The 16,224-nt window shown below is 69.4% G+C and carries 13 protein-coding genes; 12 read left to right on the top strand and 1 reads right to left on the bottom strand.

What is annotated here, in order from left to right; translation table 11 throughout:
• Positions 1-26: 26 nt before the first annotated feature.
• The gene (locus AB0C73_RS35210) at positions 27-2,039 is read left to right on the top strand and encodes an FtsK/SpoIIIE domain-containing protein (protein ID WP_362537884.1); all 2,013 of its coding nucleotides are present in this window, start codon (positions 27-29) and stop codon (positions 2,037-2,039) included.
• Positions 2,040-2,195: 156 nt separating this feature from the next.
• Positions 2,196-3,092, top strand: coding sequence for a hypothetical protein (locus AB0C73_RS35205; RefSeq protein ID WP_362537882.1), 897 nt, complete (start codon positions 2,196-2,198; stop codon positions 3,090-3,092).
• An 85-nt stretch (positions 3,093-3,177) separates the two neighbouring features.
• Here AB0C73_RS35205 and AB0C73_RS35200 read toward each other — a convergent pair whose 3' ends face one another.
• Positions 3,178-4,476: a DUF2637 domain-containing protein gene (locus AB0C73_RS35200; protein WP_362537880.1), complete on the bottom strand. Its 1,299-nt coding sequence runs from the start codon at positions 4,474-4,476 to the stop codon at positions 3,178-3,180.
• Positions 4,477-4,670: 194 nt separating this feature from the next.
• On the opposite strand from AB0C73_RS35200, the gene AB0C73_RS35195 reads away from it, so the two are divergent.
• The 10 genes from AB0C73_RS35195 to AB0C73_RS35150 all read left to right on the top strand — a co-directional run bounded on the left by AB0C73_RS35195 (position 4,671) and on the right by AB0C73_RS35150 (position 16,181).
• Positions 4,671-4,850 carry a hypothetical protein gene (locus AB0C73_RS35195; protein ID WP_362537879.1) on the top strand — a complete coding sequence of 60 codons (180 nt, stop codon included), beginning with the start codon at positions 4,671-4,673 and terminating at the stop codon, positions 4,848-4,850.
• Positions 4,847-5,605, top strand: a complete 759-nt coding sequence (locus AB0C73_RS35190; protein ID WP_362537877.1) for a hypothetical protein — start codon at positions 4,847-4,849, stop codon at positions 5,603-5,605. Before AB0C73_RS35195 ends, AB0C73_RS35190 begins: the two co-directional genes overlap by 4 nt.
• Positions 5,602-5,829 (top strand): hypothetical protein, encoded by a 228-nt coding sequence (locus AB0C73_RS35185; RefSeq protein ID WP_362537875.1) that lies wholly within the window; start codon positions 5,602-5,604, stop codon positions 5,827-5,829. Before AB0C73_RS35190 ends, AB0C73_RS35185 begins: the two co-directional genes overlap by 4 nt.
• 389 nt (positions 5,830-6,218) lie before the next feature.
• Positions 6,219-6,506: a hypothetical protein gene (locus AB0C73_RS35180; protein WP_362537873.1), complete on the top strand. Its 288-nt coding sequence runs from the start codon at positions 6,219-6,221 to the stop codon at positions 6,504-6,506.
• A 223-nt stretch (positions 6,507-6,729) separates the two neighbouring features.
• Positions 6,730-12,063, top strand: coding sequence for a hypothetical protein (locus AB0C73_RS35175; RefSeq protein WP_362537872.1), 5,334 nt, complete (start codon positions 6,730-6,732; stop codon positions 12,061-12,063).
• Positions 12,064-12,065: 2 nt separating this feature from the next.
• Entirely contained in the window at positions 12,066-12,689 is a 624-nt protein-coding gene (locus AB0C73_RS35170; RefSeq protein ID WP_362537870.1) for a hypothetical protein, read from the top strand.
• Between the two features lie 240 nt (positions 12,690-12,929).
• Positions 12,930-13,922, top strand: a complete 993-nt coding sequence (locus AB0C73_RS35165; protein ID WP_362537868.1) for a hypothetical protein — start codon at positions 12,930-12,932, stop codon at positions 13,920-13,922.
• Positions 13,923-14,683: 761 nt separating this feature from the next.
• The gene (locus AB0C73_RS35160) at positions 14,684-15,088 is read left to right on the top strand and encodes a DUF3846 domain-containing protein (protein WP_362537866.1); all 405 of its coding nucleotides are present in this window, start codon (positions 14,684-14,686) and stop codon (positions 15,086-15,088) included.
• Positions 15,089-15,165: 77 nt separating this feature from the next.
• Positions 15,166-15,444, top strand: coding sequence for a hypothetical protein (locus AB0C73_RS35155; RefSeq protein ID WP_362537864.1), 279 nt, complete (start codon positions 15,166-15,168; stop codon positions 15,442-15,444).
• An 11-nt stretch (positions 15,445-15,455) separates the two neighbouring features.
• Positions 15,456-16,181, top strand: coding sequence for a hypothetical protein (locus AB0C73_RS35150; RefSeq protein ID WP_362537862.1), 726 nt, complete (start codon positions 15,456-15,458; stop codon positions 16,179-16,181).
• The last annotated feature ends 43 nt before the right edge of the window (positions 16,182-16,224 follow it).

The raw sequence follows: 16,224 nt of genomic DNA, 5'->3' as shown, positions 1-16,224 counted from the left end.
GCGTCACACAAGGAAGGGGGTCTGGGGTGGAGCCAGGTAGCAGCAACAGCACCGCAGCGGACGAGCGCTCACCCATCGTCAGCGTGGTCATGTACGGAGTCGGCGGCGCACTGGTCGCCGTCGCGGCCGCCCGTTTCACCGGACAGGACGCCATCCTGTACGCCGGTCTCCCGGCCGTGGCCGTCCTCACGATCATGGGCGCGTTCGTGGCCGGGTGGCGCCATCGGGGCAGCCGGCCCCTGCGCGAGCTCCACGAGGCGCTGGCCCCCCACTTCGGAGCCGGATTCGAACGCCGCCACTTGAAGGGCAGCCGCCGTGTCCGCGGGGTCCCGACCCGGATCACCCTCACCTACCCGGCGACATGGAACGAGCGCGACGAGCAGGGCCGGGCGACAATCCGCGACATCATCGCCAAGCGGCTCGGCGGCGCCGTTGTCGCGACATGGTCGCCGCCCCGGCGTCGGCTCGTCGCCGACATCGCGCTGAAGACCGACACCGACATCGTCGAGAGCGACGACATGTCGGTCTCCGTTCTGCCGGGCGACAACGATGAGCGCGTCGCGATCCGCTCGCGCACCGCCGATGTCGTCCAGGCGATCCTCGGCGCTGGCGCCCGCGTCGATGTCGCCTTCGAGACCGACACCGACATCCCGAAGCAGATCGAGGCGACATACGACACGACCACTCGCGACCTGTCGGCCTCCTTCCGCGACCGTGTCGCCGAGCAGGTCAATTCCAAGCTTCCCGGCGACTGGCGCGGCTTGTGGGACTTCGAGCAGAACAAGGTTCGATTCGAAATCAAGCCGCCATTCCCCACCAACGTCCGATTCCCTCTCGACTACGAGGTAAAGCCCTACGCACTGCCCTATGCGGTGACAGAGGCGAATCAAATTGAATGCTGGAAACTCGGCAGTAAGAATCCTCACGCTCTCATCGTCGGCCCCACCGGAAGCGGCAAGACGGTCCTCATCCGAAACCTCGTCGTAGCCGCCCAGCTCCTCGGCGTCCCTGTCGTCCTGTGTGACCCGAAGCGCATCGAGTACATGGACTTCCGAGAACTTCCCGGAGTCGTGGTGCTCACCGACCCCCGGGACATCGCTGAAGCAATCAAGCTCGTTCACGCAGAAATGGAACGCCGCTACCGGGAAATCGAATACGGCCGAGCCAAGAAGGGCGGCTTCGGCCGGATTCTCTTCATCCTCGACGAGTTCTACATCTTCAAGGAAGCACTGGCCGCGATTTGGGCAGAAATGCGCGCCGCAAACAAGGACCTGAAGGGCCGAGAACACCCCTGCCTGGCCCTGTGGAAGCGCATGGCCGTGCTCGCCCGGTCCGCTCTCATCCACCTCCTGATCGGCATCCAGCGCCCCGACGCCGAGTTCCTGACCGGACTGGCCCGAGACTCCTTCCGCCACCGCGTCAGCCTGGAGAAGGCAACCCCGGAGACGGCGATGATGATGTGGGGCAGCCGCCGCACCGGCACCGACCTCCCCAGCGTCCAGGGCCGCGCCATCGCCACCACGGACGCAGGCCCCCAGCACGTCCAGGTGCTCCGGCTCCTCACCCCCTCCGATGACGACGGCTTCGAGCCAGAGGACAAGGTCGTGTGGAGCGAGCTCATGGACCGGATGACGCAGGCCGCCGAACAGCACGTGAACGCCGCCGGCACGGACCCGCTGTGGTTCCTCGGCGACCTCGGCCGCTCCGCGAAGGCCCGCGCCCTCGGCATGGGCGCGCCCTCCGCACTGGAGCCGGCGGCCGCGGACTACGTTCCGCCGTCCGCCCAGCCGGACCCGGAGCTGGAGGCCCAGGGCCTGGAGTCGGTGGGCGTCTACGAACTGGAGGTCGGCGACGAGGTCGAGCTGGACCTGGAGGACGAAGAGGTCTCGGTCAGCGTTCTCGACCTTCATTTCGACGAGGACGAGGACGAAGGCGAGGAGTACGTCGAGCTGGAGTACGCCCTGGAGGACGGCACGACCGGATCCGTCCGCCTCGACGTCGACTACGTCGTCACCCGCAAGATCGCCGTGGCTGCGTGACGTCAGGGGGTGGTGCTCCCTGCGGTCCGCGGGGAGCACCACCCCGGCGCCTGCCCGTACCGTCTCGGTGACAGCAGCCCTTCCCGGGCGTTCACTGGGGGTATGGCGAGTTACGGCGCTAGCTCCGTAAAACGGTCCCGCCGCACAAAGGCACAGGTGGAGGCCCTACGGGCGGCGATCTGCGAGCTGGTCGAGGCGGCGCAGCCGTGCAGTGTCCGCCACGTCTACTACCTCGGTATCGGGCTGCTATGGGACAAGGACGTCGGCCGCTCCCGCCGGAACTACTCCGTTGTGGTCCGCGAGCTCGGCCACCTGCGGGAGACGGGGCGGCTGCCCTGGGAGTGGATCACCGACGGCACCCGTATGGTCCGGCAGGAAACCCAGTACGACTCGCTTGATGACGCGATGCAGCGCACCACGGAGAGCTACCGGCGCAACCTGTGGGCCTCCCAGTCCCGCCGGGTCGAGGCCTGGTGCGAGAGCGACTCCGTCGGCGGCGTGCTCCAGCCGGTCACCTCGGCGTGGGGCGTGGGCCTGTACTCCTGCCGCGGGCAGTCCTCGAAGACGTTCGTCTACGAAGCGGTGCAGCAGTACGCCCGCCAGTCCAAGGGAGTGACGGTGATCTTCTGTGGCGATTGGGACCCGACCGGCAGATCTGTACCCCGCTCGGTGGTCGAGCGGATCGAGCGGTACGGCAACGGCGGGATCGACCTGGAATTCCGGCAGATCGCCATCACCGCCGCCGACGTCCGCGCCGGCGAGCTCACTGCCCACGACGTCAACGTCCGTGACGTCAACTACCGGCGCTACCGCGAGGAGTGCCTGCGCGAAGGCCTCGACCCGCACACCGCCGTCGAGGTCGAGGCCCTGAGCCCCGGCCTGCTGCGCCAGCGGCTCGACGAGACGATCGAGGGCCTGGTCGACGACGTCCGGCAGTGGAACGTCGAGGCCCGTGCCGAGGAGGCGGAGCGGGAGCTGCTGCGCTCCCTGCAAGGAGCGGTGAAGACGATCGTGCAGCGCTCCGCGGGCGAGTCGACCGGCGGGGACGGGTGAGCGGCCCAGCCCGTAGAGTGAAAGAGCGGCGGCCGGAGTCAACTGCAATGACTCCGGCCGCCGCTCGCTGTTGTGCGATTGCTCGTCAGACGTCGGCGGGCAGCTTGCCCTCCTCGCGCGCCCTCCTCAGGTAGCGCTCGACGCTGCGGGCGCCGACGGGGACACGTTCGTCGTCGGCGATCTTCCCCCCGGTCACCGGCTGTCCCTGCGCCACGAGTTCTAGGGCCACCTCGATGGCCTTCTCGTACGTCGACTGACGCTGCCGGCTCTTCTCCCGCTCCACCCGCTCCTCCTCCAGCCGCTCGCGCTGCTCGCGCTCGCCCTGGGTCTCGACCTCGGGGGAGGCTGTCAGATCGGGCGCGTACTCGTCGCCGCCCTGCCACCAGGTGGTCAGCGGGTGATCGGCCTGGTCCGCCGGCAGCGCCTCCGCGGTGACGCCGGGAGGCAGCGCGGTCTGGGTCTGGGGGTTCTCCAGCTCCGGCTGTTCGGTCTGGGCGGGGATCGCCAGCGGCTCGGCGGCCTGCGCCGGGGCGGGCGCCGGGACCTGGGTGACGGTGTGGCTGGCCAGGGTCGAGTAGCGGCCGACTCCGCCGCCGAACAGCTGCTCACCCTTGGCGAGGACGTCGTTGCGCAGCCGCAGCCGCTCGTGCAGGGGCACCTTGCTCCAGCGGCTGACCTTCTTCTCGGCCAGGAGCTCGACCTTGCGGAGCTCCATCTGGTGGTGGACCCACATGGCGTGCTCCTGGGTCCTGATGCCGCCGATGGCCATGTACCGCCACTGCGCGAAGGAGTCGCGGGGGGCCAGCGCCCACTCGACCAGCCGGAGGCGGGGGAGGGGCTTGGGCAGGACGCCCGCCTTCTCCAGGGCCTTCGTACGGGTCGCGTGCACCAGGTACTTGAAGCAGATCAGGAACATGGCGACCGGGATCACGTGGGTGAGCTTGCCCGTGATCCCGTCCGTCTCGACGTTCCAGTTCACGTACAGGGTCGCGAGGGACCCGACGGCGATCAGGAGTTCCAGGAGCGTGGCGCGCTTGCCCTCGCGGGCCTTCTTGATCGCGTAGAGGGAGAGCACGATGATCCCGCCCTCGAAGGACAGCGGGACCACGTTGCTCATGGCGTGGCCGAAGCCGCCCTTGTCCCGGGCGATCTGCCGGATGGCCTCGTACGAGGTCGAGAAGCCCAGCGCGATCAGGCCGTAGGTCCCCAGCGCGGCGGTGGGCGTGACCAGGTCCCAGTCACCGGGCCGCTTCCAGAGCGGGCGGGGGCCTTCCTCCCGCGTCGTCTCGTCGGTGGTGCCGGCGGGCTGGGGCGCTGCCTCGTCGGTCGGGGCGCCGCCGATCGGGTGCTCGTGAGCGGGTGTGGTGTCGTGCTGGCCGTCCATCGGTCTCCTCTCCTCCGGTGCGATCGTGCCAAGCGTGTCGGGTGTGACGCGCGGGGCGTAATCCATCGGTGACAGTTCATCACGTCTTGATCTTGTTGTCAACAAGTTATGTTGTCAACAAATCGGGTAGTTGACAGGATGGGTCGGCGTGCCATCTGATCGAGTCAGGCACGTAGTGAAGGAGAGGAACACCCATGCCCGACGAGCTGGTTCTGGTCAGTGGCCGCGTGAGGAAGTCGATCCGCCGCCGCTTGAAGCTCTACGCGGCGGAGCACGACATCAAGCTCCAGGTCGTGCTGGACGAGGCGCTGGACGAGTACCTGACGCGACGTGAGGCGGCCGACGCGAAGGCGCGGGAGGGGCGGGACGCATGAGCCGGCAGCACGTTGTCGTCGCGCTCGCGGCGGACGGGCGCGGCTGGGTCGACGGCGTCGAGGTCCGCGGCGGCACCGACACTGAGTCGGCTCGGGCCGCCGTCCTCGCCCACGTCGGCCGGATCGCACGCAAGCGCCGGCGCCCCGTCCCCGTCTCCGCAACCGACCCCGACGGGCATCGTTGGACCTTCGTGGTGACAACGGAGGGCGAGGCCCTGGAGCCTCACGAGGCGCGAGGACTGACCAGCGACCCCGACGCGCAAGACGTACCGGCCGCGTACGCCGAGCAGGCCGCGGGCATCCGTGCCGCGCTCGACGCCGGCAGGGAGTACACCGGCCTGCGCCTCGCGGCCGAGCTGGAACAGCAGATCGCCAAGGAACATGGAGATGATCACCCCTTCCGGCTGCGCGCGCTGGAGCTGAGAGCACACGCCGCGACCGTCGCCGGACTGCCGGGAACGGGCGCGGAGTTGTACCTGGAAGCCGCCCGGGGCTGGGACACCCTCGCCAGCCCCGCCTACTGGGGCGCCGCCCAGCGCGCCTACGCCCTCTGGCACCGGGCCTCCGAGCAGGCCCCGCGCATGATCTGGCTGGGGGAGCAGCTGCGCGATGTCCTCGTGCTCGGCGGTGAACGGACCGCGGAGGCGCGGGCCGTCGTCCTGCGGCGGATCGACGAGCTGCGGCTGGAAGAGCCTCAGGGGAATCCGGCGGGCGGAGCCGCGCCCGCACCGTCTACGAAGGGGGAGCAGTCGTGACCCTGAACGCGCCGGAGAACGGTGGGCAGTCCACGCACTTCTTCTTCATGTCCGTCCGGACCGCGATCGGCGAATTCACCCATTTCTCGGGCGCCTTCACGCCCCGGCCGGGCGCCACGCGGAGCGAGGTCTTCGAGTGGGTGTACGGCGAGCTGGGCCGCAGGCGCCCGGAGGCTCGGGGGAGCTCGGTCATCGCATTCGATGTCCAGCCCAACGGCCTGTGAAGACAGAGGAGGGGTCTCCCGGCACCACCCAGGAGACCCCCAAAGCGGACCGCGCACCTTCGCCCCATTGCCCCAGAAGGTCATGGTGTGGGTTGAGCCCACAGGGTGACGGTCTGCCCAACAACCGCGAGCGTATCAACGCTGTGGGCGCTCGCCGAGAGGGCGCCCACAGCAGCCGGCACCCCTCCCCCGCGTTGAGCAGGGAGCGGGGGGAGGGATGGGGGCGAAGTGACGGACCGACAAAGCTGGTGAGAAGTTGGCGAGTCGTGCTCCTGGACCCGTGGATCTGGTGTACGTTTTCAGCTGATCAACTTTCTCAACCTGATGGGGAGGGGCCAATGCCCGTGCGCATCGCTCCGGGGCGACGTGGTCACGATCAGCGGCAGGGCGTGACGCCTGCCGAGATCGCGAACATGTCCGGTGCCGTGTCGCGGCCGACTGCTCAGGCGCTCGCCGCGACGGCTGGAGTCCCGGGTCACGGGGTCCGGCGCGGCATCTCGCACGACACCGGCCGCAGGATGGCGACCGCCCTGTCGGCGGGACTGCTCAACGCCGTGAGCGCCCGCGCCATCGCCGCCGACCCGGACGCCGTTCTGGCCGCCCTCCAGCAGATGGGTGACCTGGTCCAGGAGATCAAGGCGTCACGCGAGGTTCCCTCGGGCACGGCAGCCGCCTGACCAGTTATGACACCCAGCCTTAGCTCGGCTGGGAGCTGAAAACAAAAAAGGCTTCCTGCTCCGCCCGAGGTAATCAGCCTCGGACTTGCCGACCTAATCAACCGGCAGGAGCAGGAAGCACCATGTCGCTAGCGAGGATACCCATGGCTCCGGCCATCGACCACATCTCTCTTGCATTTGTCTCGAATGTCGCCCGTGTTGCACCGCCCGGTGGTGGTGCCCGGTGACTTCCCTCTCCCCTGTTCCGCAGCCGGCCGCGGGGCACCGTTCCTCGTACGAGCGCTTTCTGGCGGCGCTGGAAGCGGCAGGGTCCCGCCCTCGCCCGCGCGGTGCCGACGGGATCGACGCGTGCTGTCCGGTACACGACGACACCTCCGCGAGCCTGTCGGCTGACTGGAAGCCGCCGACAGCCGACAAGTCCGGCCGGATGCTCGCCAAGTGCCACGCGGACGCGAACTGCTCGTACGACGACATCCTCGCCGCGCTCGATCTGACCCGCGCGGACATGTTCGACGGCCCGTCGCCCGGCTTCACCGCCCGGCGCACCTCCTCCCCGCGTCGTGTGCCGGTCCCGCGCCAGACGACTGCCGCACAGACTGAGGAGAGCACCACCGCGACGGTGCGCCCCGTGCGCAAGCCGAAGGCGCCCAAGCCGGAGGCGGACCATGAGCACGACTACGCGCACGAGCGGACCCACACCTACCGCGACGCCGAGGGCCAGGTCGTCGCCATCATCCGGCGCCGCCGCTGCACCTTCGACGGCTGTCGTGACAAGACGTTCACCACCGCTTACCCGGGCAGGAAGAAGCCCGCCGACGGCCTCCCGCTGTACGGCACGGAAGGCCTGGCGGCCACTATCGCCGAGGGCCGGACGATCCACATCTGTGAGGGCGAGGGCGACCGCGAAACCCTCGTCGACGCGGGTAAGTTCGCCGTGTCCGCCCCGTTCGGGGCCGACCAGGGCAGCGGGGACAAGTGGCTCAAGCGGCACACCGAGCAGCTGCGCGGGGCCCGCGCGGTCGTCATCTGGGCCGACCGCGACCCGGCCGGACTGACCCACGCCGGATACATCGCGAACGAACTGCTCGCCGCCGACGTCCTCGCGCCCGCGCCGGAGGACGGCGGCCAGCTCGACGTGCCGCTGAGGATCGTTTACCCGGCCGTAGCGAGCGAGAAGGCAGACGCCTCCGACCACTTTGCCGCCGGGTACACCGTCGCCGACGTGGTTGACGTCCCGGCCGAAGACCTGGAGTCGACCGGGCTGCAGGGCCTCGCGACGGCACCACCGGCCAAGCCGGAGCCGAAGACGGCCGAACCGCCGGCGCCTGCGGCCGACGAGGACCAGGCCGACGCGCCCGCTGCCCCCCCCGCGCCCGCTGCGGTGGGGCAGAGCAAGAACGGTCGTCCGATCGAGGGCTCCCTGGGCTGGCGTTTCTCGACCACGGTCGAGCCGCGCGGGCGTATGTGGCGCTCTTCCGGCCGTGGTGAAAACCTCTCCTGGGACACCGTGTTGCGGTGGGCGCCCCGTACCGACGAGCGCCTGATCGTTCTCGGAGACGACGGCAAGCCCTGCGGGAAGCGCTTCACCGTCACTGTGGGGGACGACACCAGCGAGGTCGCCGTCGTCGAGCTGCGTACCGGCGAGGCCTGGGACAAGTTCCCGGACGCGGTCGGCAGCAGCACGAAGCCGGTCCGCGAGGCGTTGTGGAACTGCGTGGAGACGCAGGCTCTCAGCCTCCCCCACACCCCGGTCGTCAACCACACTGGCTGGTACGACCTGCCCGACATGGGAAGGACGTACGTCTTCGCCGACGGCCGGACCTATCCCGAAAGCCGACCGATCCGGGTCATGGACGTACCGACACCGCTGAAGGAAGCAGCCAAGGACATTGGCGGAACGGCCACCGACGAGGAGATGCGGGGGGCCGTCCGTGACATCAGCGAACACGGGTGGGCCGGTCTGCTGGGCGTCGTGGTCGGCGCCCGGTCCCTCGGCTACACCCTTCGCCCCGTCGCAGCATCGCTCGTGATCGATGCCGAGCCCAACTCGGGCAAGACCTGTATGGCGAACAACGGCCGCAGCCTGGTATTCACCCCGCCTCTCCCGAAGGCATGGCCGCCGGTTCCGACCGCAGGAATGGGCGGGTCGATCACGAGGATCGAGCTGGCGGTCAACATCGAGGGAGACTCGCCCCTGCTCCTGGACGACGTCCCGCTGACCCTGAAGTCCTCCGCCAAGGAGGTACGCGACATGGAAGAGAAGCTTGAGCGGATCATTCGGAGCGCTGGCAACGCGACGGAGATCCGCCCGCGTGCCACGAGGGACCTCAAGGCCCGGCCCGGCAGTTACGTGAGGGCCATTCCGGTGATCGCCGCGCAGATGCTCCCGCCCACGATGCAGGAATCCCTCTACCGCCGTGCTGTCGTGGTCTACCTCTCCACCGAAGGCGGGGAGGTGGACTGGCGCTGGTACGGACAAAAGGACGAAGACGGAGTCACAAACGGTGCACGCCTCGCTGTGCCGCTGCGCAGAATCGGCGATCGGATCATCGCGCACCTGCACGGTCTGGAGGATCCTGACGCCTACCTCGCCGACCTGGAGGCGAAGGCCATGAAGGCGCTCGCCCCGCACACCGATGAGGCGCTGAAGGACGCGAGCGGTGCCATGGACGGTGTCGTCACCGCAGCGGCCGGCATCCTCTCCGGCTGCGGCCTCGTCGCCGCCGTGACCGGCCTTGAGATGACGGACCTCCTGGAGGTGCTGGTGGAGCCGCTCACCGCGTCGCTCGTACGGCAGGCCCGGAGGATGGACGACCAGGCCACGGTCACGGACGACTTGGGCAGTGCTGTGGTCGACATCGTCCGTATGGCACTCGCCAACAACCGCGCACACACCCGGGATGCGAGGGGGACGGTGTGCCCGGCCGTTCCGGGCGAGATCGAGCAGGTGCAGGGTGTTGTTCCTGGCCGGGAGCCAGGGACCTGGGAGGGCAAGGGCCCGGCGTTTTACTGGCTGCCGAAGCCGCCCAAGGTGAACGAACCTGCTGTCGGGGTTAACTCGGTGCAGCTCCACACCCTGCTGGCCGCCAGCACCGACCCCCGTGTCCAGGGCATCAGCGCGCGTTCACTGCCCGACGACCTGCTGCAAGCGGGGCTGACGATCCGGTCCACGCAGAAGGGCCGCGCCGGCGCCCACAACATCCGCATCGGCAGCGGCGCCCAGCGGGTCCTCCTGATCAAGGCAGAGCGCCTGTGGCCGGGCTCCACCGACCCGGGCCCCGACGACTCCGTCGCAGACGGCACCGAGGGAGAAGGCGGTCCCAGCGGTGGCCCGCAGGGCGACGACACGCCGCCGCCGACGCCCGAAGTTCCCTCGACCACCGGTCCGGAGACCGACGGGCCCGACATGCTCTTCGACTCTGCCGCCGGCACCGCGGGCGCGCCGGACGACCAGGCCCCCGCCGGTCCGGTCGCCGCGCCCGACGAGACGACCGCCAACTCCCACCAGGAGGAGGACGACATGGCCACCTACACCCAGCCGCCGACCGCACCCTGCATCCGGTGCGGCAACCCCACCTCGTACCGCGACGAGACCGGACAGCCCGTTCACCAGGAGATCCCCGGTTTCATCCGCTGTGGTCAGCTGCTCGACCCCGTGACCCCTGCGGTTCCGGCGCCCGCCCCCGCCGAGCAGCAGCCCGCACCGGCCCCCGTCCCGGCCGCCGCGCCGACCTCCTCCCCGCGTCGGGTCACTGCGTCGGGTCCGGAGGCGCCGCGCCGCCGTCACCAGGTCCCCGCCGCCGTCACCGACCAGGAGCACCCCAACGGGCCCGTGGCCGTCCTCGATGTCACCGCCGACGGCCAGGTGCTCGCGCACGTCGCTGGAGGCCGCACCCTCGACGTCCCGGCCCGCAGCATCCCTACCCTCGTCACCTGGGTCCTCCAGGAGGCCGGACTCGGGCAGGCCGCCTTGCACAAGTGGGGCACCGAAGCGGACCCCGTCGTCGTTCTGACCCCGGCGGCCTCTGCCAAGTACGGTCTGCCCGACAGCCTGGAGGACCGCAGCGGCCTGCGCCTGCCCGAGACCCACAAGGTGGTCAAGGCCATCAAGAAGGCCGGATGGTCCCTCACGCAGCGGGGCTTCGGCCCCTGGGCCCGGATCTACAAGCCCGTGGAGAACGGCCGTCGGCGCTGTGTCCAGATCGGCGTCATGGCGTGGGACGCTCTCGGCGACGTGTTCGGCTGGCGTCTGGAGCCGGACGCCGACCCCCGTACGGTCCTGGCCATCCTGGGCACCTACGCGCAGCGGGTCATGGCCCCGCGCGGCACCATGGCCTCCACCGGCATCGAGTTGATGCTGGCCTACCGGCCCCTCACCCGCCCCGTGAAGGTCACCGAGAAGGACCCGGAGACCGGGGAGGTCACCGAGAGCTGGGTGTCTGGGCCGGTCGAGGGCTCCCTGACCCGGCCCCGGCAGCCGGCACCGTGCGAGGCCCCGGACGAGCACCCGCTGGTGCACGCGCTGTACGGGGGCAACCGTCCCGCCGACGCGGCGATGCGTGAGGAGGCCTGGAACTGGCACCGCGACCCCGTCGGCGCCGAGTGCGACCTGCCGTTCTGCATCGGCATCGACACCAACACCTCCTTCCTGTCCGGAGCGTCGCGCCTCCTCGTCGGCGACAGCGACCCCGTACACGTCATCCGGCCCCCGTTCGACCCGAAGGTGCCCGGCGCCTGGCTGGTCGACTTCTCCCGCGCCCACCTCGACCTCGCCCGGAAGCTCGGCCCCGACGAGGTCAACCCGCTCGACCCCCGGCTCCCCAGCCCCTTCACCCCGAACGGCGAGCCTCCCGCCGGCCCCCGCTGGTACTCCACCCAGACCTGCGCCTACGCCCGCCGTATCGGGGTCGCCGTCGAGCCGCTGGAGGCCTGGATCCGCGAGCCCCTGGCCGCCGGATGGCTCGACCCCTGGAACGAGCGCCTGGCGGTCGCCTACAAGACCACCATGGCCGCCCTCGGCGTCACGGACGACATGACCCCTGAGCAGTTCCTGGACGCCATGGCCGAGATCGGGACCGGCGACCCCGCCGAGCGTGCCGTACTCAGCGCGATCAAGCAGACCGTGAAGAACGGAATCGGAAAGCTCAACTCCACCCCGAACTACATCCGGGGTTACGAGGCGGGGCAACCCTGGAGCGAGCTAGAAAAGGTCTGGTGGCGCCCGGACATCCGGTCCTCCGTCATCTCGACGGCCCGGACGATTCAGCACTCCAAGATGGTCAAGACCCTCAAACTGACCGGCCGCGCACCGCTCGCCGCGTACAGTGACTGCGCGCTTTACGCGGCGAAGACGGATTCACCCCTGGAAATCATTCCCCGCACTGCGGACGGCCAGCAGGTAAAGGGTGCATTTCGTCTCGGAGTTGCCCCCGGGTGGGTCAAGCTCGAAGGCGTCCGCTCAATGGACTGGTACACCGAAATGCACGGTACGAAGAAGTGGAATCCCGCCAAGTACATTGCCCCGCGCAAGGGCGAGTTCGCGGACGACGGTGAGTGACGATGGCCAGGAAGCCGGGCAAGGACCCGAACGTCGGGCGCAAGATCTTCGACGGCCTCATCGGGGCCGTGCGCAGGAAGATGACCGCGGCTCAGCAGCAGGACATGCCTAAGACCGTCAAGGGACAGGCCTCCGCGCTCCTTCGGGATGAAAAGAAGCACGGAGGAGAAAAGGGTGCCGTCAAGCGGGTGGCCGAACGCCTGGGGATCACGCCGGCAGCGGTGTACCGCTACCTGAGCGGTAAAAGGAAGACTCCCCCCAAGGAGATTGCCGACCGGCTCGGCGCCGAAGTCCGCAAGATCGCAAAGCCTCGTATCCGGGACCGGATCATGAAAAAGGCAAAGCAGAGTCCCGTAAAGATCGACTTCCGCGCCTCGATCGGCTACACGAGTTCTCAGACCGGCAACAAGACTCCCGACGGTCGCATGCGTAACTTCGCCAAGACCATGCCGGAGGAGTACTCCAGCCGACTGTGGGACGCGCTTCGGGACGGCGACGAAGCAAAAGCCGAAGAAGTGATCTGCGAGTTCTACCAGAACGAATACCTTCACGAAGGCGGCGGCGCGAACGTCGGAACCGAGGTCGAGATCATGAGCATCGACCACATCGACTTCGACATCCGATGACCCGACCGGGGGCCGGGACCACCCGGCCCCCAGTGCCGGACCCAAGACAAAAGGCCGGCGCCCTCAGTCCGCCGAAGCGGGTGGCACGGGCACCGGCCAATCCGAGACACACGCCGCACGAGGTAGGTCGCGACACCGCATGACTGCACTGCGGAGTCTACCGGCCCACACCCGATGTGACACAACCCCGGTACAGTTTTCTTGACAGGCTGGGTACGCCAGCCGTTGGAGGCATCCGCCATGATCCGCGCAGGCCGCAAGGACAAGGTCCGCACCCTCGCCGACCTCGCAGCACAGCGGGGCATGACCCTCGGCAGCTACCAGAACCTGCGGCCCTACGCAGCCGCCGGCTTCCCCGAGCCCATCAGCTCCAAGGGCTCCCGCACCCGCCTCTTCGACGGCGACCAGGTCGACGCCCACCTCGCCGGCGCCCCCATCCCGCCGCTCCCCGAACACGACGACGACACCGACCTCCTCGACCGCCGCGAGGCCGCCGACCTCCTCGGCATCACCCCCGGAACCTGGGACACCTACAAGACCGACCCCCGCCTCACCGAGCACCTGACCGACGTCGGCGGAGTCGAGCACTGGCCCCGCCACATCGTCCGCGCCTACCCCCAACTCCGCGCCGACACCCCCCGCCAGCAGACAACCGCCGGCGGTCGCCCCAAGCGCTCCGGCGACCAAGTCCCCCGAGACCAGCTGCTCGACCTCACCGCCCCGCTCCTCGACGACGACCCCGCCATCACCGCCACCCACGTGGTCGACGCCCTCGGCGTCCACCGAGACACCGCCCAGCGCGCGCTCACCCTGCTCCGCGGCCGGCGCATCGCCGACCGCCTGGAGCACGACCCCACCCTGACCCCCGAACAGGCCGCGGCCGAACTCGGCTACCCCACAAGCCAGACCCAGAACGCGCTCACCCAGGCCGCCACCGAACTCCGCGCCCGCGCCGCCACCCACTACCTCGCCACGGTCACGCAGACCCTCCACGAGGCAGGCCTCACCGACACCGCCGAACCCCCCGCCGTCCAGCAGACCGACAACACCCTCCGCGCCGCCCTCCCCCTCTCCGGGCGCGCCCCGGCGCCCGTCGCCGTATGGAGCGAGGACAGCGGCTGGAGCACCGCCACACGACGCCGGCACCCCTTCACCGACCCGCACGCCCGCCCGCTGCTCACCGGCGCCGCCCAGCCCGCCCCCCACGCGCTCCTCGCCGCCCTCACGGCCTGACAGACCAACCCCGGCCCTGGACAGCCCCGCAGGCGTCCGGGGCCCTGTGCTGTCCGCAGGGGCACCGGGACGGGGCGCAGCGCGGCAGGGCAGGGGCGCAGCTCTGGGAGGGGGCGGAGAGCCTGGCGGCTCTGGGCCCAGCCTGACGGCGGGGGAGGACAGGCGCGCACCCGTGCCTGACGGCACGGTCGAATGCCCCTCAGGCCGCCCGAGGGGGAGCGGGGGACATGTGGGGGCGGGGGAGCAGCTGCGGCGCCGCCGTGGGCGCGCCTCGGGCTCTTCCCTGGGGCCGGGGCCCGCCGCGCGCCGCCGGGGGCGGGGCCGTGCCGCTTGCGCGGCCCGCCCCCGCCCCTGTGGGGCTACCGCACCGGGGGCCAGGGTCGGGCCACTCCGCTGCGCTCCGGGCCCTCGCGTTGGTCGTCCGGACCGGGCTCCGCTTGCGCTCCGCCCTCGGCGCGGTGCGCCGCCGGACTCGTCGGTCGGGTGCTGAGCACCCTTCCGCTAGCCGACCGGACCGACTCCGCCGCTGCGCTCCGGAGTCGCGGCGCAAGCGCCGCCGGTCGGCGTCCCCGGACGCTTACGCGTCCGGGCGGCGGCACCCGACGGGCCCCGGCCCCAGGGCTAGCCCATATGGGTTGACCTGCGGAAACGCTCCGAAAAGGCCCCCGACATGGACAGAATCTTGGTACAGTTTTCTTGTTGGCAGGCAGTGGCAGTCAGCCAACAAATCCGAGCAAACCGCCCCCATCTGAGGGAGAGTCATGTCCAAGACCCGCAACACCACCCGCGCCCCCTACGCCCTCCTCGTCCGCACCGACGGCACCTTCCAGATCCTCGACTGGCCCTCGACGGAGGACACTGGCCTCCGCCTGAAGGCCCTCTACGTCACCATCGACTGCGACCGCGTCGACGCCGTCGACGCCCCCGGCCTGACCATGTGGGTGGACGACGAGGGGCTGATCAAGGACAACCCCGCCCAGAACATCCTGGCCACCGCGCTCCTCGCCAAGCACCGCAAGGTGCACCAGATGTACTTCGGGCACGCCGTCTTCACCGGCGGCACCGACCGGCACGGCAACAGCCTCGGACTCACCGAGGACGCCGTCCTCCGCCTCGTCCAGCTCCTCCTGGAGTGGGCCCCCATCCCCGCTCAGCGCACCCACTGACCTCTAGTCAGAACCCAGCCAGGGGGCGGGAAAACCCTCCCGCCCCCTACTAAAAGCAGGTCAGGGGAAACGCAGGGATGGAAACGTACACGCTCATTTGCGAATGGGCCGTCGAAGATTTCGCCCTCACTCACGAAACCGTCGTAATCGTCGTCAGCGGCGAAACCCACAAAGACGTTCTTGAGAAGGCCGCAAAACTCACTCTCGAAGAGTTCCCGGAGCTGGCCGAGAAGGAGAGCGCGCGAACCTTCTGGGAAAGCGAATTCGGACTCTACCGAGTCGCCGAATTCTACGGAGACGCAACCGGAAACCTCGTCGACAAAGCGCGCTACCACATCATCAAAGACCGAACCTGAAAGGCAGTCAAATGAGCACCACCACCCACCACATCGGCACCCCTGACGCCGACCTGCGCTACCCCGTCCTCGTCGGAGAGCAGATCATCGGCATCATCTTCCGCTGGCACGGCCGCTGGTACGCCCTCCCCGCCGGCACTTCCGTCCGCGTACCGGCAGGCGACGGGGGCACCGGCCAGGAAGACGCGGCGCTCTACTGCGTCCGCGAATTCGAAGCAGGCCGCGCCATGCCCAACGCCGCGTGGATCCGCACTCAGTGGGAGAACCGAGACCAGGAGCTGCGCCCGCTCTCGGTCCTCGACCCGAGGTTGCGTTTCTCGCCCCGCAACATCGAGTCCGCGAAGAAGGCTTGGAACGGCCTCCGCCGGTTCTTCTGGACGCCCCTTCAGGGCTACCCGGGGGCAGATAACCCCTGGCTCATGCGGTGCAACCTCTGTGGGTGGGAAGGGCGCCGGTACTGGTCCCACCTGAGGGGCCGCAACGGGAATCTTCCGTCGACCTACCGGCACCCCGGATGTGTCGACGCAGCGAAGGTGCGAGAGAAGATCAGTGCCTATCGCGCAGAGCGAGACGAGGAATTCAAGGCGGAAATAGTAGCAGGGATTAACCGGGCCTATTCAATTCCTTTATTTCGGGAATTTGAATTCGAGAAAGCCGGAAAACGGCACCCCGGCCCACCCCCTCCCCGCGTCGCTTGCTTCTTTCGTTTGAACCCTAGCCAGCCGGGGCCTTCCTAGTTTGCAACGTAGATCAGGCTCGGGCGGGCCGCAGCGCGGCCCG

This window comes from Streptomyces sp. NPDC048623 (assembly GCF_040650755.1).
Taxonomy (GTDB): Bacteria; Actinomycetota; Actinomycetes; order Streptomycetales; family Streptomycetaceae; genus Streptomyces.
This window is presented reverse-complemented; position numbering and strand designations above follow the sequence as displayed.

Excerpts from the sequence above, each read along its gene's own strand:
- AB0C73_RS35165 (WP_362537868.1), top strand. The coding sequence starts at position 12,930 with ATGATCCGCGCAGGCCGCAAGGACAAGGTCCGCACCCTCGCCGACCTC.
- AB0C73_RS35170 (WP_362537870.1), top strand. The coding sequence starts at position 12,066 with ATGGCCAGGAAGCCGGGCAAGGACCCGAACGTCGGGCGCAAGATCTTC.
- AB0C73_RS35150 (WP_362537862.1), top strand. The coding sequence starts at position 15,456 with ATGAGCACCACCACCCACCACATCGGCACCCCTGACGCCGACCTGCGC.
- AB0C73_RS35195 (WP_362537879.1), top strand. The coding sequence starts at position 4,671 with ATGCCCGACGAGCTGGTTCTGGTCAGTGGCCGCGTGAGGAAGTCGATC.
- AB0C73_RS35155 (WP_362537864.1), top strand. The coding sequence starts at position 15,166 with ATGGAAACGTACACGCTCATTTGCGAATGGGCCGTCGAAGATTTCGCC.
- AB0C73_RS35200 (WP_362537880.1), bottom strand. The coding sequence starts at position 4,476 with ATGGACGGCCAGCACGACACCACACCCGCTCACGAGCACCCGATCGGC.
- AB0C73_RS35190 (WP_362537877.1), top strand. The coding sequence starts at position 4,847 with ATGAGCCGGCAGCACGTTGTCGTCGCGCTCGCGGCGGACGGGCGCGGC.
- AB0C73_RS35160 (WP_362537866.1), top strand. The coding sequence starts at position 14,684 with ATGTCCAAGACCCGCAACACCACCCGCGCCCCCTACGCCCTCCTCGTC.